Origin of the sequence: Xanthomonas sp. 3793, assembly GCF_024806835.1 — a bacterium.
GTDB lineage: Bacteria > Pseudomonadota > Gammaproteobacteria > Xanthomonadales > Xanthomonadaceae > Xanthomonas > Xanthomonas arboricola_F.
Genome location: NZ_JANTYU010000006.1, coordinates 20,302 through 40,281, shown reverse-complemented (window position 1 = coordinate 40,281; position 19,980 = coordinate 20,302). Strand labels below are relative to the sequence as shown.

Here is a 19,980-nt window from a genome sequence, read left to right as displayed (position 1 = left end):
CTGCCGCCATGGTTCCACCACGCCCGATCCTTGATGGCATGGCCGCTAGCCAGTTCCAGCTCCCGGTGGGAAGCTGGGCGACGGTACTGGAGGCGCTATGCGCGTGTTTCCCAAGCATCGATGCGGCCACGTGGCATGACCGCTTTGCGCGTGGGCGTGTGCTGGACGCGAATGCGCAGGTGCTGGATGTGTCGGCGCCGTATCGCTTGGGTGCAGAAATCTATTATTTCCGCGAAGTAGCGGGTGAGCCGATCATCACGGCGACGGAAACCGTGGTGCATGCCGATGCGCACGTGATCGTTGCCTGCAAGCCGCACTTCCTGCCCGTGGTGCCAGCCGGCGCTTTCGTGCGCGAGACGCTGCTGACGCGATTGGTGCGACGCTTCGATAATCCCGCACTGGTGCCGTTGCATCGCATCGACCGCGATACTGCGGGGCTGGTGCTGTTTTCTGCCAACCCGGCAACACGTGGGGTCTACCAGGCGCTGTTTCGCGAGCGGCGTATCCGCAAGCACTATCTGGCAGTGGCGCCGCCGCTACCTGGGCTGACGTTTCCGTATGTGCATCGCAGCCGGTTGGAGCCGGGCGAGCCGTTCTTCCGCATGCGCGATGGCGTGGGCGAACCGAACAGCGAGACGGTGATCGATGTGGTCGCGCGCGGCGTAGACACGTGGACGTACCGGCTGGAGCCGGTCACCGGGCGCAAGCACCAGTTGCGCGTGCATATGGCCGCGCTGGGCGCGCCGATCCTGCATGACCGTTTCTATCCAGAGCTGGAAGACCAGCGGCCCGATGATCCGGAGCGTCCGCTGCAGTTGTTCGCGCATACGTTGGCGTTCGATGACCCGATCACCGGTGAGCCGCGGAGCTTCACCGCGACAGTCGAACCGACAAGATCGGCCTGAGACACGAGCCTCCGTTTCGCTGGAAATCCAGGCGAAATATCTGGTTTTCAGATATCCGAAAGAGCGCGTTACGCTGGCTTTGCGGACATCCCGTCCGCTCACGTCGAGGACGGACGCCATGACTGCTTCGAAAGCCCTTTCGACTACCGCTCGGCGACGCGCCACGCCAGCAGCCAAGCTGCAACCGCACGCAGAGCCCTTCACCTTCGGCGTCACCCTGCAGCAGATCGACCAGTTCCACACGCTGCTGCGCACCATCACCGCGCAGAGCGACATGGTGGCGGTGTGCAGCGGCAAGCCACTGGATGCCACCAGCTTGTCGGTTCTGGGCGAGAGCATCTTCAATGCCGCCCGTGCAGCGCGCAGTGTCGTGGACGAAATCTATGAGCAGCGGCTCGGCGGCGAGTGGCGGGACCCGGTGCCGCATGACGTGCAGCGGCACGCGTAAGCCTTCGTCCCGCATCGCTCCCAGGATCTGCGCCAGCGCTCCCGCAGCGTGTCCATGCTAGCGTGCCGCTGCCGAGAGCCGGCTGGCCGAAGGAGCGGGGCATGCGGGTCGATCCAATGCGCGACGGTGTTGCGGTTGCTGGTGGCAGGCCGGTCGCCCGCGTGGCGTGGGCGTTGTTGTGGCTTGCGCTGGCCGCATTCGCGGCCGAATTCGTGCGTCACGTGTATCTGAAGTACGCCGCGCTGGAGTCGCCGGCATACGCCATGTTCCTTACTCGGCGCGGCTGGCTGTGGTGCCATCTGGGTGGTGGCGCCGCCGGCATCGCACTGGGCACGCTGCAGTTCCTCACGCAACGCTGGCGCAGGCACGCATGGGTGCACCGCTGCGTGGGGCGTGCCTATTTCGCCGGGATGCTGGTGGCGATGCTTGGCGCCACGGGGTTGATTGCCAGCTCGCCAGCGCCGATGGTCATCCGCGTGGCCTTCGCGGCGACGGAAGCGGCGTGGCTGCTGATGGCCTCCGTCGGCCTGGTGGCCATCCGTCGCGGGCAGGTTGGCCAGCACCAGCGCTGGATGGTGCGGGCGTATCTGGTGACCCTGGCGCCAGTGATATTTCGCATCGCGCTCTATGCGGCGGTGGGGGCCGGCATTGCGCCGTCGCCGGGCACGATCGCGGCGCTGCTATGGGCCAGCTGGGCGGTGCCGTTGCTGATCCATGTGGTGGTGAGCGCAATCGCCAACGCCGCGCGCCGACACATGCGTCTGTCCGCAGCCGCGGCGGGTGCCGGCGTCGGCATGGACGCCGGCTGAAACGGCCCCGGTGCGAGGCGCAGGCGCGGCTTAGCGCACCTTGTACAACACCGCCGCACCCGGCCGGGGCTCGAACATCGGCACGGTCTGCTGCTTGAGCGCGGTGCCCTTGGCATCCCACACCAGCGTCTCGACCGGGTAGTCGTCGTTGCGGGTCATGCTGCCGATCTGCTTGACGATCACCGTCGTGGCGGCGGGCACTTCCGGGTTCCAGGCGAAGACGCCCAGGCGGCCGTAGAACACTGCTGGCGCAGCGGCATCCAGGCGGCGGTCCGGGCACATGACCAGGCCGCGCTCCAGCATCACCCGCAGCGCGCCCACGGGCACGGCCTTGACGGTGGGGCTGGTGCGGTCGGTGCTATGGCCGGGGCAGACATTGGCCGAGCGGGTGATCATGTCTTCGGCGACCTGCCGGTCGGGCTGGGCCAGCGCCGGCATGGCGGCGCTGGACAGGGCAAGCAGGGTAACGGCGGACTTCCAGTTCATCGGCGACTCCTCATGAGATGGCACTCCAGATCCGGCGGCCCGGGTCACCCGGTGCGCCGCCAGCAACGCGCCCAGATGCTAGCAAGGCGTTCGTTAAAGACCGCCGATGGCAATGCCGGCTGACTGACGCCGCGGCTGTCGGGAGACTCCCGATTGAGCGCGGTCATCGGCACCGTTAGCGTGCGCGCAACACCCTGCCGGACTGCACCGTGGAACGCGCCGACCTGATTGACTCCCTGCTCATCGGCATGCGCCGGGCCGAAGCGCTGCGCGCGCAACCGTCCAGCTACAGCACCGCGCACAGCGCACAGATGGCGGCCGACCACGGCAAGGCCGCCGATGCCGAGCTGGTGCTGTCGCTGTTCAAATTCACCCCGGAGCATCTCAAGTTGCTGGGCAGTGCCGGGATCGAGGCGCTGGGCGAGATCGTGTGCCACGCCTGGGCACTGCACGGCGGCAACAACGAGGCGCTGATCCGCTGGTTTCGCGAGCCGATGAACGCGCTGGATGGGCAGACCCCCGCCGCATTGGTGCGCGCCGGCAGCCTCAAGGTATTGCTGCTGGTGTTGCGCCAGCAGATGGAATGGGAGTTGCCCAAGCGCTCGGCGTAGGGGGCGCGGCGATGCTGCGCCGTGGCCAATGCCGCGCTGCGTGTACGTCTGCCCCGGCGCGTTGCGCAGTGGGTTGCAGGCATTGCGATGCGGATGCGCGTTAACGCATGCAGCGGCCGTGCATGCGCTTGCACGAACGCGATGCTGCGCCTGCGGCGTTGCATCGCCGGCACCGGGAGTGCGTCAACTGCCCATGCGAAACTCCTGCGCGTACCGCCGGCACGTCACCGCCGGTACGAAGGTGCCTGGAGCGGCCCATGAACGACTGTGTTCACCGCCAGACGGGTGCGGCCGGTGCTCGGCGCGGCATGTACCCCTCGCACACGCCGGTACCTCCGCGTTGCCTACATCCACCTGGCCACTGTGCGCGACGTTGTAGTAGCCGCTCTTACTGCTTCGGTCGCGCCACGGCGTACATTTCCGCGGCGATCTTCTTCATCAGCGCGCTGCTGTCGTCGCCTTCCTTGTACAGGTCGAAGTGGCTGCGGCCTTCCAGATAGCGGAAGTCGCTCCTGGCGCCCAGCCCGTCCAGCACCGCCTGGAATTTACGTGCCGCGCCATCCAGGTAGAACGTGTCGGCGGTGCCGACGATCAGGTGGATCTTGCCGTCCAGGTCGGGCTTGAGCGTGGGCCACTGCGCAGCCACGCGCGCCGAAATGTCGTAATGGGTGCGCCAGTAGGCCACCACGGCCGGGTCCACTTTGCCGGTGTCGCGGTCGAACATCGGCAGCGGGCGGCCGTCGGGCCCGCGCGGGGAAAACACCCACTCGAAGGAAGTGAGCTGGCCGCCGTACGGGCCGAGCACGCGTTCGAGCTTGGCGAAGGTTTCCAGCTCGGCCACCACCTTGCCCCCATCGCGGACCAGCGGGAACTGGCTGCCGTCCGGGCGCCGGTAGACATTGGCGTTGGGTGCGTACAGGTCCGGCCCGGTGAAGTCGTGGAAGTCGCTCGAGTCGGGCGAGGTGGACCAGGTGCCGCCGAACAGCTTGGGGTAGCGCGTCTGCAGCCACAGCGTGGCCCAGCCGCCGGACGAGTGCCCGGTGAGGAACCGGCCGCTGGCCTTGCCGTCCATCCGGTACTGGCGCTCCAGCGTCGGGATCAGCTCTTCGGTCAGCGCCGTGCCCCAGGGGCCGTTGTTGACCGAGTCGGCGAACTCGTGGGTGCCGGTGGGCGTGGCCTGGTCCAGGAACACCCAGAGCATCGGCGGCATCTGCTTGGCCGCCATCGCGCTCCAGGTGGCGGCGATGCTGCCGGCAAAGCGGTCGTAGTTGCCGCCAAAGCCGTGGGTGACATACACGGTGGGGTAGCGCGTGCGGGCCTTGGCGTCATAGCCGGGCGGGGTGAGCACGCGGGCGCGCAGCGACACCGGCCGGCCCCAGAACGCGCTCAGCGACGGGCTCACCATCGAGGCATCGGTAGTGTGCAGCTTGGCCTCGGGCACGGCATCGCGCACGGCCTGCGGCGCGCGTGGCGACACCTGCCACGGGTCGTCCGAGACAGGCAGCTGCGTGCTGAGCGTCAGTGCGGGTAGCGCTGCGCCTTTGCCCAGGGTGACCGGCGTCACCGCGCTGAGCAGGTCGCCGCCATCGCGGCCGCTGTAGCCGTAGCTATGGTCCGGGTCCAGCACGGCTTGAAACAGATAGGCGCCGGCCGGCAGCGCGGAAAACCCGCTGGGGTAGGCGATGTTGTCCAGATCGATCTGCACGCTGGCCCCCGGCGCAAGCCCGGCGACCTCCTGCGCGGCCACCGCGGTGTCGCTGGGACGGAACGGGTTGGTGTCCACCGCCTCCACCTTGCCGTCCTTGGCCTGCGCCTGCGCGTCCTTGGCCAGGGTGGCGAACACCAGCAGGCGCCCGGAGGCGGGCTGGTCGGTGGCGCCGCCCAGGGTGACGCGCAGCAGGCGATGCGCGGCCGCCGGCTCGGCGGCATGTGCGGCGCAGGCGCACAGCAGGCCAACGGCCAGGCCAAGGCGAGGTGCAAGACGGTACAGGGACATGCAAATCCTTTGGAGCGCAAGTGGATGGAGTGGGCGCGATGGCCCTGGGCCGACTGTAGCCACTTTCCTGCCTGCCGCGCGCCAGCGGCGCGAGATGAGGTTGCTCCATGCGACCTGCCCGCAATGCGCGACCGGCAACGCACCGCCCGTGGAGCGCCAGCGTGGCGGTCATTGCTGCGCTGGTTTGGGTGGCGCGGCGACCTGCACAGACATCCAGCGCCGTCGGCACGGGCGCGCCGGCGGCGCGAAGACCCGCCCGTGCCTGGCGATCGGCGCGGTCAGCGGTGCGCGGAAGGCTCGGCCTTGATGAAGAGCAAGCCCGACGCGAAGTCGATCACCGCCCGGTTGGCGCGCATGAAGTCGCACCCCAGGTAGCCGCTCTTCCAGGTCGAGGTATCGGCCGGGCGGGGCTCGTCATCGTAGTTGTACAGGTCCATCACCGATCCCTTGGCGGACCGAAGCGGTTGCCCGTCGAGCACCATGCCGAGTTCGCCCTGGGTGCTGCGGACCTCGCCGGTGGCTCCGGTCGGCCCCCCGAAGCTTTCCGCCGGTGGTGCCAGTGCGATACCGGCCCGTTTTGCGCATGGGGCATCATCTAGAGCCTGATTTGGATCCGCTCACTGCCATGCGCGTCCCGATCGACCAGGCATTGGACGGCGGTGCCTGTGCCCGCGCAGTCCGCAAAGAGCTTGTGATGCTACGCCTTGCCAAGCGCAGACCCGATGTCGCGATATCCAACTTCAGTGTTCTCGTCCAGCACGTCCCCGTTGGCTCACTGATTCTTGATATGGACGGCGTCGACGTGCGTCACCTTGCCATCGGTATCCAAGGAAAACGTCATCACGATGGAACGTGCATCTGGATCAAGCATTGCCTGCCCCTTATCGTCCCTGACGACCACCTTGCCTATGGTGTCTTCAACAATCTTTGACGTTGGAGAGTTGCCGAACCTCTCCAGCACCACCAACTTTGCCGTTCCCACCGGGACGTACTTGGCAACGATGCGACTAACGTCGACCTGTTCGAATCGAACGGGTTGTCTGGATGCATAGATTTCGTCAAGCATCTGGCCGGCTCCCGATTTCATGGAGTCCTGCCGTGACGAAGCTGTACGTGCAGCATCTGCAGTCGCGCAGGATGAAAGCGGAGCCATCGCAAGCCCGGTAAGTGCAAGTGTTGCAGCCAAGCGTTTCAGTACGATGCGGGGCATGGCGCTCTCCTGATAACCACTCACTTGAATGGAATGTCCGCGAGGTCTTGAGCCTTTCCGGGCAGGCTGGCACAGCAACACTGCTTCCATGCAGACGATACCAGCGTACTGCGGGCTCCTGAGGGTTGCCGAATAGCTCAACTGGATCGTCAGGGTTGCCTTGGCGAGAACCGCTTTGCGCCACGTCCAGGTGTGCGCATTCAAGTGTGTGCATTGGGATCTTCCTGCACTCCAATGCCTCTTCAAGTAGGCGACCACACTTCAGTGGCATTACTGGAAACTGCAAGCCCCCAGGCACTTCAGATGGTGGCTTGCCTCCACTGCTGCTTGGTGTGAGCGATGGACATCGCCTTGTTCGCTTTCAAATGCCTAACTGCATCACGCAGCGACGTCGTTGAGACGATTTGACGGGTTTGCGAGGTGTGGGTCTTCAACGATGAACACACCAGCGGCGCAGCCAGCTGGGTGGCGTAGGTGTGGCGCTCCCACACAGACGCATGTCGTCATCGAACGCAATCGATCATCTGCCGCTTGGCGGTATGCACAGGTGCCGTTGCGATTGTCCATTCAAGGCGCAAGCGGCAGCCGCGCGACTAGCGGCTGTCGGCACCTTGCATCACAGATGAAGGAGTGATCGAAATGACACCTAAAACCAGCTCTCGCGCTGCACTTGCGGCCTGCGGCCTCTCACTCGTCGTCGCCGCGTTGTGCATGGATGCTGCCGTTGCAGCACCGGTCACCGGGACGGACAAGGTCACGCTGACCCATGTCTTTGCCACGCTGCAGACCGGACAGCAGGATCAGAAGCCGGAGGACATTGCGGCGTGTCGCAAGCAGGTCTCGGCGCCGAGTTCTAAGTACCTGGGAGTGACAGTTACGACCAAGTATTCGATCGACGTGCAGTCCAAGATCATGTCCGCTTCCTCGTCGCTGCCCTCTCCTGTGGCCACACAGCCGCTGATGCTGACGGTGCCGCTGCCGCCGTTGGGCGTGGCGGGGGAGTATGCCTTTGGCGCGTTTCGGCCGAGCGCGCTGCCCAACACCTATGTGCTGTTCTCGGTCGGGCTGGATTTCAAGGGGCCGCAGTCGTCCGTGCTGGTTCTCAACAGCGACAAACCCTACAACTGCCTGGTGACCAGCAATCCGGCGCCGTTCAAGGGAGCACTGGGTACAAAGCTCGGAAAAGACCAGGGGAGCTGATGTCTGCGACCGCCAGGTGATCGACGAACGAGCCGAAGCCAGCGTCGGCTCGTGCGGTCGCTGCTTTCAACACGGCACTTCAGGGGGGGGACCGAAATGGCGGTTTCGGCACGCGTGCGTGGAGGGGAATCGGGATACACCGCTACCAGACAGCCCCCACCTCTCACCGATACGGCCCCGGCCCACGCCAGACCGGTTCGCCTTGGCGATAGACCTCCATCATGTTGATGACCTCGCGGGCATCGCCGATGGATTTCAGTTCCGGCGAATCCGGCGGCAGCAGGCGGCATTTGCTGGAGCCGCGCTTGAGCGCGACATCCAGCGGGCAGACCATGCGTTGCTGGGTGCCAGGCAGGATGATGGCGATCTCCTGCATGCCTTGTTCCTTCCACGCGCGCAGCTGGGTTTCGCTGCGCACGTCGTAATAGACCTGGAAACCGCCGATATCCATGCTGGGCTGGGCATTGCTGCGGTCGCGGCGACGGCCTTCGCTGATGGTGGGCGTGTTGGCGCTGCCGTTTTCGGCGGCGTCGGCGGGTTCGTCGAGCATGCCCGGCGGGCGGCCGGTCCAGGTTTCCGGGCGGCGTTGCGGTGGCGATGACGGTTCGGCCGGCGGCTGCGGCGGGGTGGGGCGCTGCACCGGTTGGGCACGGCGTTGCTCGGCCAGGCTGCCGCGGCGGGTATCGCCCTGCGGCGGCACCGGGTTCCTGGCGTTCTGGACCAGCGTCGATTGCAGCGGCGATGCGGCCGGCGGCGGCTGCACCGGCGCGGGGGTCTGCGAGGGCGGGGTGGGCGTTGGCGAGGGCGTGGGTTGCTGCGGCTGGTCGGTGTCGCCGACAAAATCCACCTTGGTCCGCCCACCGCTGGCCGAGCCTTGCGGCGGGGTCATGCTGGGGGTGGAGGCGGAGAGCAGGATCAGCAACATCAGCACATGCAGCAGCGCGCTGATCAGCGCGGCAATCCACGGCTCGATGCGTTCGATCAGCGGCTCGCTGCGGGGTAGCCAGTCGCCGGGGTCCAGATGGACGTGCAGCAGTTGCAGCGCGTCCTCGCGCACGCGGTAGACCAGCACGTAAGGCGTGTGCTTGACCACCCACTCGCGGGTACCCGCCACGCGGCCGGCATGGCCACGCCCCGGCTGCTCGGCCAGCGTGCGGGTGGCTTCCAGCACATGCCGCGCCATCGCCGCGGCAATGGTCGGGTTGAGCGCGTGGTAGTGATCCTGGGCGTGGGCGAGCTGCTTGGCGGCCGGGACAGTCCAGTCACGCCGCAACATCAACGCCCCATCTGGCGAACAGTGCGGTGACCTGGGCCGGTGCGGTGATGGCGCCCTGGTCGGCTGCGGCAATCCCGTCCAGCACCGCGGCCTGGAAGCTGGCGGCCTCCACGACGCGCACCACGTCCTGCCAGCCTGCCGTCTCGGGCAGCGTGTCGATCAGCGTCTGGGCGTGGTGCTTGATGGCGGACATGGCACTGCGGTGGGGGAGTACTGCCGGCAAGTCTACCGCCGCGGCCCGGATCCGCGTGTGGCAATGGCTGGCGCGCGTGCGCGGCGTTCACCGGATGCGATGGCACCGGCGGCCCGCAAGCGCCGGGCCGCAAGGGTGCCCGCCGCGGCGACAAGCGCCCGGCCGTAGAAAGTGACACTTGGCACCTTGTCCGCGGTGCGGGCGGGTTTCATCCTGCAGCGGTCACTTCACCCACAAAGGACTGGTCATGCCCGCTGCTGCCATCGCGCCGTTTACCCCGTACCTGTCGATGGCGGCCATCGCCTTCATTTACTACCGGCGTCTGCGCCGCAGCTTCGGCCGCCAGCAGTGGAAGCCGGTCAGCACGGCGGTGCGGGCGGTCGTGCTGGTCATCGCCGCCGCCGCGCTGGCGTTTGCGCTCTACGGATTGCCGCAGGTGCGGCCGGGCATCGCGCTGGGAACGGCGGCCGGTATCGGGCTGGGTACGTTGTCGTTGCGCCATACGCATGCCGAATGGGTGGACGGCCAGGGCTGGTACACGCCCAATCCATGGATCGGCGGCGCGTTGATGCTGGTGCTGCTGGGCCGGCTGGCCTGGCGCTGGGCGTCGGGCGCCTTCAGCGAGGGTGCGGCCGCTGCCGGGTCGCAGGCCAGCCCGCTGACCATGGGGATTGCCGCTGCGCTGGTGCTGTATTCGCTGGTGCACGTGGGCGGGGTGTGGTGGCGCCTGCGCCAGCTGCGGCTGCAGGCCGGGGTGTCCGCACGGGTATAAGAGGCCCCGGGCGAGGCGGATTACACCTGCGAGCGGAACGGGAAGACCAGCTTTTCGCCCAGCTTCTGCCGCAGCGGCCGCGCATGCCAGCGCTCCAGCGTGTACAGCTCGGCCCGTTGCAGGTCGCGCTCGAACACCTCGGTCATCTGCGCGGCCAGGTCACGGTCGTAGACGTTCAGGCTGGCCTCGTCGTTGAGGCGGAACGAGCGGATGTCGAAGTTGGTCGAGCCCACCGAGACCAGCAGGCCGTCGATGATAAGCAGCTTGGTATGCAGCATGGTGGGCAGGAATTCGTGGATGGCGATGCCGGCCTGCAGCAGCGGCTCCCAGCTGGCCTTGGAGGCCAGCCGCACCGAGACCGCATCGATGTGCTTGCCCGGCAGCAGCACGCGGATGCGCACGCCGCGCGCACGCGCTTCCAGCAGCGCGCGGGTGATCAGCGCATCGGGGACGAAGTAGGCGGCGGCCAGGTCGATGGAGCTGCGCGCCGCGGCGATGGCGATCAAGTACATCAGGTGCATGCTTTCGCTGCCGCCGGCCGGCGAGGCCACGAACAGCTGCGCGTCGCTGTCGCCGGCCGGCGACAACTCGGGGTAATACTCGGCGCCGTTGAGCACGCGGCCGGTGCTCTTGATCCAGTTGTCGTTGAAGGCGGCCTGCACCTGCGCCACCACCGGGCCTTCGATGCGGTAATGCGAGTCGCGCCAGTGCTCCGGGTCCTGCGCCTCGCCCATCCACTGGTCGGCCACGCCGACGCCGCCGGTGAAGCCGATGCGGCCATCGATCACCAGCAGCTTGCGATGGGTGCGGTTATTGACGCGATGCAGGTTGTACCAGGTCAGCGGACGGTAGCGGTGCACCTCCACCCCGGCATCGGTCATCTCCTCGACCAGCGACGGGTCCATCTTCAGGCTGCCGCCCCAGTCGATGGTGACGCGCACCTTGACCCCGGCACGCGCGCGCTCGGACAGCGCCTGGCTGAACTCGCGGCCGATCTCGCCCGACCAGTAGATGTAGGTTTCGAAGGTGATGGTCTGCTGCGCGCTGCGGATGGCCGCCAGCATCGCCGGGAAGATCTCGCTGCCGTTGTGCAGCGCCTGGATCTTGTTGCCCGGCAGGATCGCCGGGCCCAGCAATACCGACATCTCGCGTTTGAACTGCGGGTCGGAGACGTCGTAGCAGTGGCTGGGGATGTGCTCGAGCTTTTTCTCGGGCGTGGCGAAGTTGAGCAGCAGCAGCCCCACCACCAGTGTGGCGACGACCGTGGCCACGATGATCCATGTCATGCATCCAACTCCGGTTCCCCTGCCATCGACAGCCCCAAGCGGCCGGCATTCTGGCAAGGCGGGCGGCATGGGGGTTGTGAAGGCAGGCGCGTGTGCTGCGTTGCGAGGCACTGCCGCGGTGCTGTGACACACGCCGCTGCGAACAGCGGCAGTTGTCGGCGTGCGCGCGTCAGCTCGCGCGGGTCAGAAATGCCACCGGTACCGCGTCGGTGAGCCACACGCCGTTGTCGGCCTGAAAAAACTGCAGGCCCTGGTCGTGCATCTGTTCGGCCTGGACGATCAGCAATACCGGCGTGCCATAGCGTGCGCCCACGTCCATGGCGGTCTGCGAATCGGCGGACAGATGCACATGATGGCGTTGGCCAGGGCGCAGGCCTTCGCGCAGGATCGCATCGAGAAAACGCGTGGCGGTGCCATGGTAAAGCAGCGTTGGCGGTGCCTTTGCCACGTGCGCAAGGGCTACGCTCGCCGTCGAATGGCCCTGCACCGCACGCATGCGCAGGCCGTCGGCAGACAGCGCAAAGCGCTGCTTGTCGCTGCTGGAGATCACCGCGCGGATCAACTCCGCATCCAGCGCCTTGCCCTCTGCATTGGCTGCCGCAATCAGTGCGGCGATGTCGGCCCAGCCGTCGCGATCCAGCACCAGCCCGATGGACTCCGGTGCATGCCGCAAGACGTAGCTGAGGAATTTGCTGGTCTCGGTGTAGTGCTTGCTCATGCTGATTGCGCTGGACGATCCGTGTGCCCGGGACGCCGCAGTTTACAGGTAGCGATGGAGCGGTTGCCTGAGCGCCGGGCAGGCGCGTTCGGTGCTGATGTCCGGCGGTATGCAAGGCGCTGGTGCGGCTTCTGCGCGCGGCGTGCCTGGTCGCTGCGCGTCTGTCCGCGCGGTGCTATCGTCCGCGCGATGGTCAAGCCAGCCGCCACCATAGGCTTCAAGGCGACGCTGCTGCGACCGGCAGCGCCGGCCGACGCCACATGGTTGTTTGTGCAGCTGCCCGCCACCGCAAGCAACAAACTGCCGGCGCGCAGCATGGTCAGCGTGGCCGGCACACTGGCCGGTCATCCCCTGCAGGCGACCTTGCAGCCCGACGGGCAGGGTGGGCACTGGCTCAAGGTCGAACACGCATTGCAGCAGGCCGCAGGCGTTGCGGCCGGCGCGCAGGTTGCGTTGGCGATCGCGCCGGTCGCAGAAGAACCCGAGCCGGTGGTGCCGGACGATCTGCACGCCGCGCTGGCCGCGCACCCAGGCGCGCGTTCGACCTGGGACGACATCACTGCGGTGGCGCGGCGCGACTGGATCCTCTGGATCGTCTCGGGGAAAAAGGCCCAGACGCGCGTCACGCGCATCGCGACCGCCTGCGACATGCTCGCCTCCGGCAAGCGGCGTGCGTGCTGTTTCGATCGGTCGGGGATGTACAGCAAAGCGCTTGCCGCGCCGACGCCGAAAGCGGACTGAAGCGCTAAAAAGATCTCGGTAGATGTCGCCTTGGAGCGATACAGGCAAACGCTCCGGGTTGGTTGCCACCCAGGCACAAACCGGACGGACTAGCCGCTTGCACGACGCCTGCCTATGCGCCGAAATGCTTACATGCGTCACACAAGCGCGCACCTATACTCCAGGGCTGCCCCATCCATGAGGTTCTGACTGCATGAGCGCACCCCCATCGTCTCCGATCGCCGCCGGTTCTGGCGCAGCGCCCGGTAGCCTTCGCCGTTCGGTGTCCAATACGCTCAAGGGGTCGGCCGGCAATCTGGTCGAGTGGTACGACGTCTACGTCTACTCGGTGTTCGCCACCTATTTCGAATCGCAGTTCTTCTCCAAGGAAGACAAGAACGCCACGATGTTCGTGTGGGCGATCTTTGCGATGACGTTCTTGATGCGGCCGATCGGTGCGTGGTACTTCGGCCGCTTCGCCGACCGCTACGGCCGCCGGCTGGCGTTGACCATCTCGGTGTCGATGATGGCGCTGTGCTCGTTCGTCATCGCCATCACCCCGACGGTGTCCACGATCGGCATCGCCGCGCCAATCATCCTGCTGCTGGCGCGCCTGCTGCAGGGCTTTGCCACCGGTGGCGAGTACGGCACCAGCGCGACCTACATGTCCGAGGCGGCGATTCCGGGCCGGCGCGGGTTCCTGTCCTCGTTCCATTACGTCACGCTGGTTGGCGGGCACGTGCTGGCGCAGACCACCTTGCTGGTGATGCTGCATTTCTTCGATGCGCCGCAGGTGTCCGAGTGGGGCTGGCGCGTGGCGTTCGGCCTGGGCGGCATCGGTGCGCTGGTGGTGTTCTGGCTGCGCCAGACCATGGACGAGTCGCTGAGCTCCGAATCCATCGCCGATTCGCGCACCGGCAAGGCCAAGGCGTCGGGCTCGATGCGCGAGCTGTTCGTCAACCAGTGGCGCCCGCTGCTGCTGTGCTTCCTGATCACCGCCGGCGGCACCATCGCGTTCTACACCTATTCGGTGACCGGGCCGAAGATGATCCAGACCGCATTCGCCGGTGGCGACGTGATGGCCGGCACCATCATCAACCTGGTCGCGCTGACGGTGCTGATGCTGATGCAGCCGGTGGGCGGCTGGCTGTCGGACATCGTCGGGCGCAAGAGCCTGCTGGTGTTCTTCGGTATCGGCGGGGTGCTCTACACCTGGTTCCTGGTGATGGAACTGCCCAAGCAGACCGACTGGCTGACCGCGTTCGCGATCCTCACCGTGGGCTTTGTGATCCTGACCGGCTACACCTCGATCAATGCGGTGGTGAAGGCCGAACTGTTCCCCACCCATGTGCGCGCGCTGGGCGTGGGCCTGGGCTATGCGCTGGCCAACTCCGCCTTTGGCGGCACCGCGCCGTTGCTGTACCAGGCCTCCTTGAAGACCGGCCACGTCAGCGAGTTCGTGATCTACGCAACGGCGGTGATCGCGGTGTCGTTGGTGGTCTACATGCTCTTCCTGACCAACAAGGGCAGCAACTGGCTGGATGACGAAGCGGCGATGCATCAGCGCAAGCGCTGATGTGTTGATGCAACCGCAAGCTTGAGATCTAGCTACCTTCTCCCGTCGGGAGAAGGTGCCCCGAAGGAGCGGATGAGGGGCGCCTCCGGTGACTGGCACGCCGACTGTGGTGAGCGCGTCGCCACGCGCCGCCAAGGTGAAGCATCGATACCGCGGTCGTGGATTGGTAAACGTACCCTCACCCCAACCCCGCTCCGCGCCCCGGCCCGCGCCAGCAGCGCGGGCGCTCCAAGGCACGCGCACCCGTGACGCGCAGGCAGTGCCTTATCGCCCCGCGGGGAGAGGGGCCAAGGGCGGCTCAGCACCGGTGTTTCTCTGGGTGTGCGGCGCCGTCTGTGCAAACACGCTGTAACGCAAACCAATCAAACCCAATAGCGCCTCATCGCGATGCGCACCTGCCGGCACCTTGCCGACGCGCGCCAGCGACGCATCCAGACGATCACGCAGCGCATCCGGCCCAGGCAACGGCCGCTTGTGCGCGATCTGTTGCCGGTAATGCGCGGCGACATCGGCCAGAATCGCATCCACCGCATCAACGCTCGACTGCGGCAAGCCATGCCGCGCACTGCGCAGTTGCAGGATGTTCAAGCCCACGCGCACTTCGTTGAGCATGTCCATCGAGGCCAGGTCGCTGCCTTCCGGCGCCAAGGCCAACCGGGGTGCGAGCAGGCCAAGCAGGTCCAGCATGCGGGCGGCAAAGTGCTGCCGGTTCTGTACGCCGCGGCCCTCGGCGGCATCGGCCAGCGTGCGCCAACCCTGGCGCACCAGCCGGCGCGCGCTCCATTCGGCGCCCACCGAACGGAACAAGCGCGTCAGCACCACCGCAAATCCAATGCCCAGCACCATCGCCACCGCCGCGTTGACGAAGCTCTGGATATTGGCGTTGTAGGTGTTCTGCAGGCTGAGCAGGGCGGTGAGGTTTACCACCAGCGGCAGCGCGATCAACATGCTCTTGGGGCGATGCAGCAACGCGCCGATCGGCAGGAATACCGCCGCCAATACCAGCACCAGCATCGGGAAATCGTGGATGGCCGGGAAGATGCCGAACAGGTAAACGCCGGCGACCACGCTGGCGACTACCGCCCAGGTCAGGAACGACAGCATGCTCGGCGCCGGGTCGTCCTGCGCGGCGAAGAACGCTGCCGTCACCGCGGCCATCATCGCGCCGTTGCCGCCGCCTTCCCAACCGATGCCGATCCACAGCACGCAGTACGCCATCAACGCAAAGCCCGCGCTCAGCGCGGAAAACGCGGCCATGCCGAAGTCGATGTGCCGCGCGCCGCTGGCAGGTACCGGTGCATCGCTTGGGTCGCGCGGTGACCGGGTAAGCCGCTGCAGCAACGAGGGTTGCGTGCGCGAACGCGCGGCAGGCTCGCGTTGCGCAGCCTCGGTCCTTTCGGGTGATTCGGCCATTGCAGCATCGCGTCGTGACCAGCCCAGGCGCTGCAGCAATGAAGGCTGCATGCGCGAACGCACAGCAGGTTCGCTTTGTGCAGTGCCAGCCCGTTCGGATGATTCCGCCGTTGTAGCTTGTCTCGCCGCAGCCGGTATCGCACGCAGCACCGGCATCGCCGTGCCGTGCACCACCGCCTGCTGCAGCGCGCGGCAGTCCTGCCACAGGTCGAGCAGCTCTTCCAGCCGCAGCAGCAAACTCGCCAGCAGCAGATGCTCGATGTCCTGGTCCACCGCCGGGCGCAGTGCGGCGATGCGTGCACGCAAGGCGTCGACGTCCGCATCGCTGCGTGCGTCCTCGTCCTGATCCACCCAGGCCGCGACGTCCTCCATCAGCGCTGCAATCTCAGCCGGCAACGCCGACCCATCGCGCTGCAAGGCATCCAGCCGGTCGGCCATCGACGACAGCACCGGCAGCAGCATCAGCATGCGTGCGCGCAGTTGCTCCATGGCCGGTGCCGCGGTGGCATGCCGCGGGTCGTCGTGACGCACGAAGGCGATCAAGGCTTCGAACTGCACCAGGTCTGCCGCCAGGCGATTGCGCGGTGCCTGCGACGGGCCGCGCTGCAGCACCTGCCGGCACCATTGCGCGGCGTCGTGCATCCAGTTGCCGATACGCGCGGTCAGCATCGGCTTGACCGAGGCGGGGAACACCAGCGCGGCGAACAGCACCGCCATCACCGTGCCCAGGATGATCTCCTCGCTGCGCGCCACCACGGTGTCGAAGATGCCTTCCGGCGCGGTCACCGCCGGGAAGCCGATGAAGGCGGTGGTGTAGCCGGCCAGCAGAAACGCATAACCGCGCGGGCCGCGATTGAGCAGCGCCAGGAACAGGCAGGCCGACAGCCATAGCGCCATCGCCGCACTGAGCAGCAACGGCGTCTCCACCAGGTTCGGCAGCATCACCAGGGTGGCCGCGCCGGCCAGCAAGGTGCCGAGCACGCGGTACACGCCCTTGGCGCGGGTGGGGCCGAGCAGCGGCTGGGAGACGATGTAGACCGTGGCCATCGCCCAGTACGGCCGCGACAGATTGCCGGCCAGCCCCACGTACAACGCCGCGATCGACGCGGCGAAGGTCTTGGCCGAAAACAGCCAGGCCTGGCGATCGCGCAGCAGCGCACTCATCGCGCGGCAGTCGGGTCGGTGCGGCCGGCGGCCGCTTCCCAGCCACCGCCCAGCGCCAGGAACAGCTGCAGTTGATCCTGCGAGACCTGCGCCTGCGCATTGGCCAGCGTCATGTCGGCGGTGGCCAGCGTGCGCTCGGCATCCAGGCTGGACAGATACGGCGTGCGCCCGCCCTGATACAGGCGCCGGTTCTGCGCCGACGCCAGCTCGGCCTGTTGCTGCGCCTGTTCCAGCAGGTGCAGGCGGTCCAGATCCTGCGCGTAACGCGACAAGGCGGTCTGCACCTCGCGCAGCGCCTGCAGCACGGTGTGGTCGAACTGTGCCAGCGCCGCGTCCGCGCCTGCCTCGGTGGCGCGCACGCGTGCACGCGCGCCGCCGGATGGCAGCGTCCACGAGATCAGCGGGCCGAACGACCAGGCATGCGTGGCCGGCTCACCGAAGTCGGCCAGCAGGCCGGTGGCACCGATCGAGCCGCCCAGACGGATATCCGGATACAGCTCGGCAGTGGCCACGCCGATGCGCGCGGTGGCTGCCGCCAGCCGCCGCTCGGCCTGGCGCACATCCGGGCGACGCGCCAGCAGCGCGCGGCCGTCGCCGATCGGAATCGGTTGCTGCAAGGCCGGCGCGTGCGCACAGCTGTCCACGCCGGCCGGCACCTCGCCGGGGGTCTTGCCGAGCAGCGCGGCCAGTTGATACCCGGCGGCCTGGCGGCGCGCGCGCAGCGGCGGCAGTGCCGCTTCCAGCATCGCCACCTGTGCGGTGGCGCGGGCCAGATCGGGCGGGGTGCCGCGGCCGGCAGCGATCAGGCGCTGGGTGATGTCGCGGCTGCGTTGCTGCAACTGCAGCGAATGCTCGGCCACGTGCAGCTCGTGGTTGGCGTGGCAGATCTCCACGTAACTGCCGGCGACCTGCGCGGCCACGTTGACGCGCGCCAGATCGATCGCGGCCTGGGCGACCTGCGTATCGGCCTGCGCGGCCTCGGCGCCGCGTTGCAGCTTGCCGAACAGGTCGAACTGATACGACACCCCGAGCTTGCCATCGGCCAGGTTGAACACCGGCAGCTTTTCCTGCTGCAGGAACGCCTCGGCCGAGACCTGCGCGCGGCTGACGCCGGCGTCCACCTCGTAATCGAAACCGCCCGCGTCCAGCGCCTGTTCGTACACCGCGGCGGCGCGGCGCAGGTTGGCACCGGCCACCTTCAACTCGACGTTGTCGCGCAAGGCCTGTTCGATCAGGCGGTCCAGCATCGGGTCCTGATACAGCGCCCACCAGCGTGCCGGCAGCGGCGCGCCGGCCTGCACCTGGGCGTTGCCGGTGTCGACAAACGCCGCGTTGGCGGCCGGACGCTGGTAGGCCGAATCGTCCGGCACGGCGTAGTTCGGGCCGACCGTGCTGCATGCGCTCAGGGCGCTCAGCAGTGCGGCCAATCCCACAGGACGCAAGACGCTGCGGTTCATGGCGCGGCCTTGGCCTGCACGCGGGCAGGCGCGCTGGCGGCTGCGTCACGCACGGCGTCCGGCAGGATGCTCACGGTGGCGGTGCGCCCGGCGATCAGCTGCACATGCGCCGGCACCTGGTCCAGCACGATGCGTACCGGGATGCGCTGCGCCAGCCGCACCCAGTCGAACGCCGGGGTGACGTTGGGCAAGGCGCCGGCGCTGCCGCTGCGGTAACGGTCCTCGATCCCGGCGGCGATGCTCTGCACATGCCCGTGCAAGGTGGCCGGCTCGCCCATCAAGTGCACGTCCACGCGCTGGCCGGCATGCACGCCCTGCAGGCGGGTCTCCTCGAAATAGCCATCGACGCGGAACGAGCCGGTATCCAGCACCGCCACCACCGGGCGCCCGGCACTGACGTAATCGCCCACGCGCACGGTGCGGTCGCTGATGTGGCCGTCGGCGGGGCTGCGCACCTGCGTGCGGTCCAGATTGAGCTGGGCCAGGTCTACCGCCGCTTGCGCGGTGGCCACCGCCGCCTGCGCCTTTTGCACATTGGAGCGGCGTACCTCGGCATCTTCGGCGGCCACCAGGTCCTGCAGGCTGCGGTCGCGCGCGATCTCGCGGCGCAACTGGTTCAAGGTGGCCTGGCGCTCGGCCAGCGCGGCGCGCGCCTGTTCCAGCGCGATCGCATAGCGTGCGCGGTCCACCACGAACAGCAACTGCCCGCGCCGCACCGCCTGGTTGTCGGCCACCGCCACCTGCTCCACCAGCCCGGACACATCCGGCGCCACCTGCACCACATCGGCGCCCACGTGCGCATCGCGCGTCCACGGCGCCTCCATGTAATAACGCCACAGGTGCTGCAGCACCACCGCAGCCACCACCACCATCGCCAGGGTCAGCAGCGCCGGCCCCGCGGTCTTGATCAGCTTTTTCACGATTGCATCCAACGGGTCAGGGAAAACAGGCCACCCAGCAGCGCGATGTACAGCGCCAGGTTGAACAGCGCCGGGTGCCAGATGTGCCGGTAGGCGCCGGCCCGGGTCAGCAGCGCACCGATGGCGCTGTTGAGCAGGTAGGCCAGCGTCATCAACGCCAGCAAGGTGGGAACGAACACACCGTAGAGACTGAATTCGCCGTACATCGGGCACATCCTGGGAAAGGAAAACAACGACGCCCGGCGCCGCGCGCGCCAGGACATCGGCAAGGCACTACACGCGTCGCAGCACGACGCCTTACAACTGGCTCAGTCGGACCCACTCAGCCGCGCATGCGCCTGCGCGATCTGCTCCCACAGCGTCAGCACCACCTGCACCTGCGCTTCGCTGAGCGTGCCGAACACCTCCGCACGCAGCGCATCCAGGCGGATCTCGATGCGCCCGACCAGCGCCTGGCCTGCGTCGGTGAGCCACAGCTGGTTGGCGCGGCGGTCGCTGCTGTCGGCCTGCCGGCGCACCAATGCCTGCGCGCACAGCTTGTCCAGCAGCCGCACCAGGGAGGGGCCTTCCATGCCCAGTTGCTGGGCCAGCGCCACCTGGCGGATACCGCCGCCGGAGCGGCCGATCATCAGCAACGGCCCGGTGCAGGCGCTGGACAGCCCGAAGTCGGCAAATGCCTGGTCGGCCAGCCGCTGCCATTGGCGGGCGGCGACCAGCAGGCCGGAGCTGAGCTGGGCACGGGGGGAGAGAACGCTGTTCGTCATAATAGATAGGATGCTATCAATTCAACAATGAATCAATAGTCACTGAACCCGCGCAA

The 19,980-nt window shown here is 67.4% G+C and carries 20 protein-coding genes, 1 other RNA gene and 1 pseudogene; 9 read left to right on the top strand and 13 right to left on the bottom strand.

The features are described from left to right. Positions 1 to 8: 8 nt before the first annotated feature. The 3 genes and pseudogenes from FHY18_RS18460 (at position 9) to FHY18_RS18450 (ending at position 2,196) form a co-directional block, all read left to right on the top strand. Positions 9 to 905, top strand: coding sequence for an RluA family pseudouridine synthase (locus FHY18_RS18460; RefSeq protein WP_259158619.1), 897 nt, complete (start codon positions 9 to 11; stop codon positions 903 to 905). Positions 906 to 1,023: 118 nt separating this feature from the next. Further along, positions 1,024 to 1,353: a hypothetical protein gene (locus FHY18_RS18455; RefSeq protein WP_259158617.1), complete on the top strand. Its 330-nt coding sequence runs from the start codon at positions 1,024 to 1,026 to the stop codon at positions 1,351 to 1,353. Positions 1,354 to 1,469: 116 nt separating this feature from the next. Continuing rightward, a pseudogene (locus FHY18_RS18450) lies at positions 1,470 to 2,196 on the top strand (DUF2306 domain-containing protein). Here the strand turns inward: FHY18_RS18450 and FHY18_RS18445 are convergent. After that, the gene (locus tag FHY18_RS18445) at positions 2,193 to 2,624 is read right to left on the bottom strand and encodes a hypothetical protein (protein ID WP_259159298.1); all 432 of its coding nucleotides are present in this window, start codon (positions 2,622 to 2,624) and stop codon (positions 2,193 to 2,195) included. The pseudogene FHY18_RS18450 and the gene FHY18_RS18445 sit on opposite strands and share 4 nt — an antisense overlap. Before the next feature lie 233 nt (positions 2,625 to 2,857). Between FHY18_RS18445 and FHY18_RS18440 the strand changes: the two genes are divergently transcribed. Further along, the gene (locus tag FHY18_RS18440) at positions 2,858 to 3,259 is read left to right on the top strand and encodes an antitoxin Xre/MbcA/ParS toxin-binding domain-containing protein (protein ID WP_259158615.1); all 402 of its coding nucleotides are present in this window, start codon (positions 2,858 to 2,860) and stop codon (positions 3,257 to 3,259) included. A gap of 308 nt (positions 3,260 to 3,567) precedes the next feature. Beyond that, positions 3,568 to 3,643, top strand: a non-coding RNA gene (locus tag FHY18_RS18435) — sX9 sRNA. Between the two features lie 4 nt (positions 3,644 to 3,647). Here FHY18_RS18435 and FHY18_RS18430 read toward each other — a convergent pair. From FHY18_RS18430 to FHY18_RS18420, 3 genes are all read right to left on the bottom strand, one after another. Further along, positions 3,648 to 5,255, bottom strand: coding sequence for an alpha/beta hydrolase-fold protein (locus tag FHY18_RS18430; protein ID WP_259158613.1), 1,608 nt, complete (start codon positions 5,253 to 5,255; stop codon positions 3,648 to 3,650). Positions 5,256 to 5,533: 278 nt separating this feature from the next. Continuing rightward, positions 5,534 to 5,692, bottom strand: a complete 159-nt coding sequence (locus tag FHY18_RS18425; RefSeq protein ID WP_259158606.1) for a hypothetical protein — start codon at positions 5,690 to 5,692, stop codon at positions 5,534 to 5,536. Between the two features lie 335 nt (positions 5,693 to 6,027). Further along, positions 6,028 to 6,669, bottom strand: a complete 642-nt coding sequence (locus FHY18_RS18420) for a DUF6393 family protein (protein ID WP_259158604.1) — start codon at positions 6,667 to 6,669, stop codon at positions 6,028 to 6,030. A gap of 507 nt (positions 6,670 to 7,176) precedes the next feature. Between FHY18_RS18420 and FHY18_RS18415 the strand changes: the two genes are divergently transcribed. Next, the gene (locus FHY18_RS18415) at positions 7,177 to 7,665 is read left to right on the top strand and encodes a hypothetical protein (protein WP_259159296.1); all 489 of its coding nucleotides are present in this window, start codon (positions 7,177 to 7,179) and stop codon (positions 7,663 to 7,665) included. A gap of 163 nt (positions 7,666 to 7,828) precedes the next feature. Here the strand turns inward: FHY18_RS18415 and FHY18_RS18410 are convergent, their stop codons facing one another. Continuing rightward, positions 7,829 to 8,941, bottom strand: coding sequence for a type II toxin-antitoxin system RelE/ParE family toxin (locus tag FHY18_RS18410; RefSeq protein ID WP_259158596.1), 1,113 nt, complete (start codon positions 8,939 to 8,941; stop codon positions 7,829 to 7,831). Further along, positions 8,928 to 9,134 (bottom strand): hypothetical protein, encoded by a 207-nt coding sequence (locus FHY18_RS18405; protein WP_046965129.1) that lies wholly within the window; start codon positions 9,132 to 9,134, stop codon positions 8,928 to 8,930. Before FHY18_RS18405 ends, FHY18_RS18410 begins: the two co-directional genes overlap by 14 nt. 247 nt (positions 9,135 to 9,381) lie before the next feature. Between FHY18_RS18405 and FHY18_RS18400 the strand changes: the two genes are divergently transcribed. Beyond that, the gene (locus FHY18_RS18400; RefSeq protein ID WP_259158589.1) at positions 9,382 to 9,906 is read left to right on the top strand and encodes a hypothetical protein; all 525 of its coding nucleotides are present in this window, start codon (positions 9,382 to 9,384) and stop codon (positions 9,904 to 9,906) included. A gap of 20 nt (positions 9,907 to 9,926) precedes the next feature. Here FHY18_RS18400 and FHY18_RS18395 read toward each other — a convergent pair whose 3' ends face one another. Next, positions 9,927 to 11,192 (bottom strand): phospholipase D-like domain-containing protein, encoded by a 1,266-nt coding sequence (locus FHY18_RS18395; protein ID WP_259158587.1) that lies wholly within the window; start codon positions 11,190 to 11,192, stop codon positions 9,927 to 9,929. A 169-nt stretch (positions 11,193 to 11,361) separates the two neighbouring features. Next, positions 11,362 to 11,910 carry an RNA 2'-phosphotransferase gene (locus FHY18_RS18390; RefSeq protein WP_259158578.1) on the bottom strand — a complete coding sequence of 183 codons (549 nt, stop codon included), beginning with the start codon at positions 11,908 to 11,910 and terminating at the stop codon, positions 11,362 to 11,364. Between the two features lie 189 nt (positions 11,911 to 12,099). Between FHY18_RS18390 and FHY18_RS18385 the strand changes: the two genes are divergently transcribed. Together FHY18_RS18385 and FHY18_RS18380 are read left to right on the top strand one after the other, a co-directional pair. Next, entirely contained in the window at positions 12,100 to 12,651 is a 552-nt protein-coding gene (locus tag FHY18_RS18385; RefSeq protein WP_259159295.1) for a YdeI/OmpD-associated family protein, read from the top strand. Positions 12,652 to 12,844: 193 nt separating this feature from the next. After that, positions 12,845 to 14,206, top strand: a complete 1,362-nt coding sequence (locus tag FHY18_RS18380; protein ID WP_259158571.1) for an MFS transporter — start codon at positions 12,845 to 12,847, stop codon at positions 14,204 to 14,206. Between the two features lie 264 nt (positions 14,207 to 14,470). Here the strand turns inward: FHY18_RS18380 and FHY18_RS18375 are convergent, their stop codons facing one another. The 5 genes from FHY18_RS18375 to FHY18_RS18355 all read right to left on the bottom strand — a co-directional run bounded on the left by FHY18_RS18375 (position 14,471) and on the right by FHY18_RS18355 (position 19,924). Beyond that, positions 14,471 to 16,783: an FUSC family protein gene (locus FHY18_RS18375; RefSeq protein WP_259158563.1), complete on the bottom strand. Its 2,313-nt coding sequence runs from the start codon at positions 16,781 to 16,783 to the stop codon at positions 14,471 to 14,473. Then, positions 16,780 to 18,240, bottom strand: a complete 1,461-nt coding sequence (locus FHY18_RS18370) for an efflux transporter outer membrane subunit (protein ID WP_259158560.1) — start codon at positions 18,238 to 18,240, stop codon at positions 16,780 to 16,782. The genes FHY18_RS18375 and FHY18_RS18370 overlap by 4 nt, the downstream gene beginning before the upstream one ends. Then, entirely contained in the window at positions 18,237 to 19,160 is a 924-nt protein-coding gene (locus FHY18_RS18365) for an efflux RND transporter periplasmic adaptor subunit (protein ID WP_180707968.1), read from the bottom strand. Before FHY18_RS18365 ends, FHY18_RS18370 begins: the two co-directional genes overlap by 4 nt. Then, positions 19,157 to 19,375, bottom strand: coding sequence for a DUF1656 domain-containing protein (locus FHY18_RS18360; protein ID WP_024939640.1), 219 nt, complete (start codon positions 19,373 to 19,375; stop codon positions 19,157 to 19,159). Before FHY18_RS18360 ends, FHY18_RS18365 begins: the two co-directional genes overlap by 4 nt. Before the next feature lie 93 nt (positions 19,376 to 19,468). Beyond that, a complete protein-coding gene (locus FHY18_RS18355; RefSeq protein ID WP_259158545.1) occupies positions 19,469 to 19,924 on the bottom strand; it encodes a MarR family transcriptional regulator in 456 nt (151 codons plus the stop codon). Between the last annotated feature and the right edge of the window lie 56 nt (positions 19,925 to 19,980).

What these genes read in the sequence shown, in the direction of transcription:
- FHY18_RS18395 (WP_259158587.1), bottom strand. Translation starts at nt 11,192, where the DNA reads ATGACATGGATCATCGTGGCCACGGTCGTCGCCACACTGGTGGTGGGG.
- FHY18_RS18405 (WP_046965129.1), bottom strand. Translation starts at nt 9,134, where the DNA reads ATGTCCGCCATCAAGCACCACGCCCAGACGCTGATCGACACGCTGCCC.
- FHY18_RS18385 (WP_259159295.1), top strand. Translation starts at nt 12,100, where the DNA reads ATGGTCAAGCCAGCCGCCACCATAGGCTTCAAGGCGACGCTGCTGCGA.
- FHY18_RS18430 (WP_259158613.1), bottom strand. Translation starts at nt 5,255, where the DNA reads ATGTCCCTGTACCGTCTTGCACCTCGCCTTGGCCTGGCCGTTGGCCTG.
- FHY18_RS18455 (WP_259158617.1), top strand. Translation starts at nt 1,024, where the DNA reads ATGACTGCTTCGAAAGCCCTTTCGACTACCGCTCGGCGACGCGCCACG.
- FHY18_RS18360 (WP_024939640.1), bottom strand. Translation starts at nt 19,375, where the DNA reads ATGTGCCCGATGTACGGCGAATTCAGTCTCTACGGTGTGTTCGTTCCC.
- FHY18_RS18370 (WP_259158560.1), bottom strand. Translation starts at nt 18,240, where the DNA reads ATGAACCGCAGCGTCTTGCGTCCTGTGGGATTGGCCGCACTGCTGAGC.
- FHY18_RS18400 (WP_259158589.1), top strand. Translation starts at nt 9,382, where the DNA reads ATGCCCGCTGCTGCCATCGCGCCGTTTACCCCGTACCTGTCGATGGCG.
- FHY18_RS18410 (WP_259158596.1), bottom strand. Translation starts at nt 8,941, where the DNA reads ATGTTGCGGCGTGACTGGACTGTCCCGGCCGCCAAGCAGCTCGCCCAC.
- FHY18_RS18355 (WP_259158545.1), bottom strand. Translation starts at nt 19,924, where the DNA reads ATGACGAACAGCGTTCTCTCCCCCCGTGCCCAGCTCAGCTCCGGCCTG.
- FHY18_RS18375 (WP_259158563.1), bottom strand. Translation starts at nt 16,783, where the DNA reads ATGAGTGCGCTGCTGCGCGATCGCCAGGCCTGGCTGTTTTCGGCCAAG.
- FHY18_RS18460 (WP_259158619.1), top strand. Translation starts at nt 9, where the DNA reads ATGGTTCCACCACGCCCGATCCTTGATGGCATGGCCGCTAGCCAGTTC.
- FHY18_RS18380 (WP_259158571.1), top strand. Translation starts at nt 12,845, where the DNA reads ATGAGCGCACCCCCATCGTCTCCGATCGCCGCCGGTTCTGGCGCAGCG.
- FHY18_RS18390 (WP_259158578.1), bottom strand. Translation starts at nt 11,910, where the DNA reads ATGAGCAAGCACTACACCGAGACCAGCAAATTCCTCAGCTACGTCTTG.
- FHY18_RS18425 (WP_259158606.1), bottom strand. Translation starts at nt 5,692, where the DNA reads ATGGACCTGTACAACTACGATGACGAGCCCCGCCCGGCCGATACCTCG.
- FHY18_RS18415 (WP_259159296.1), top strand. Translation starts at nt 7,177, where the DNA reads ATGGATGCTGCCGTTGCAGCACCGGTCACCGGGACGGACAAGGTCACG.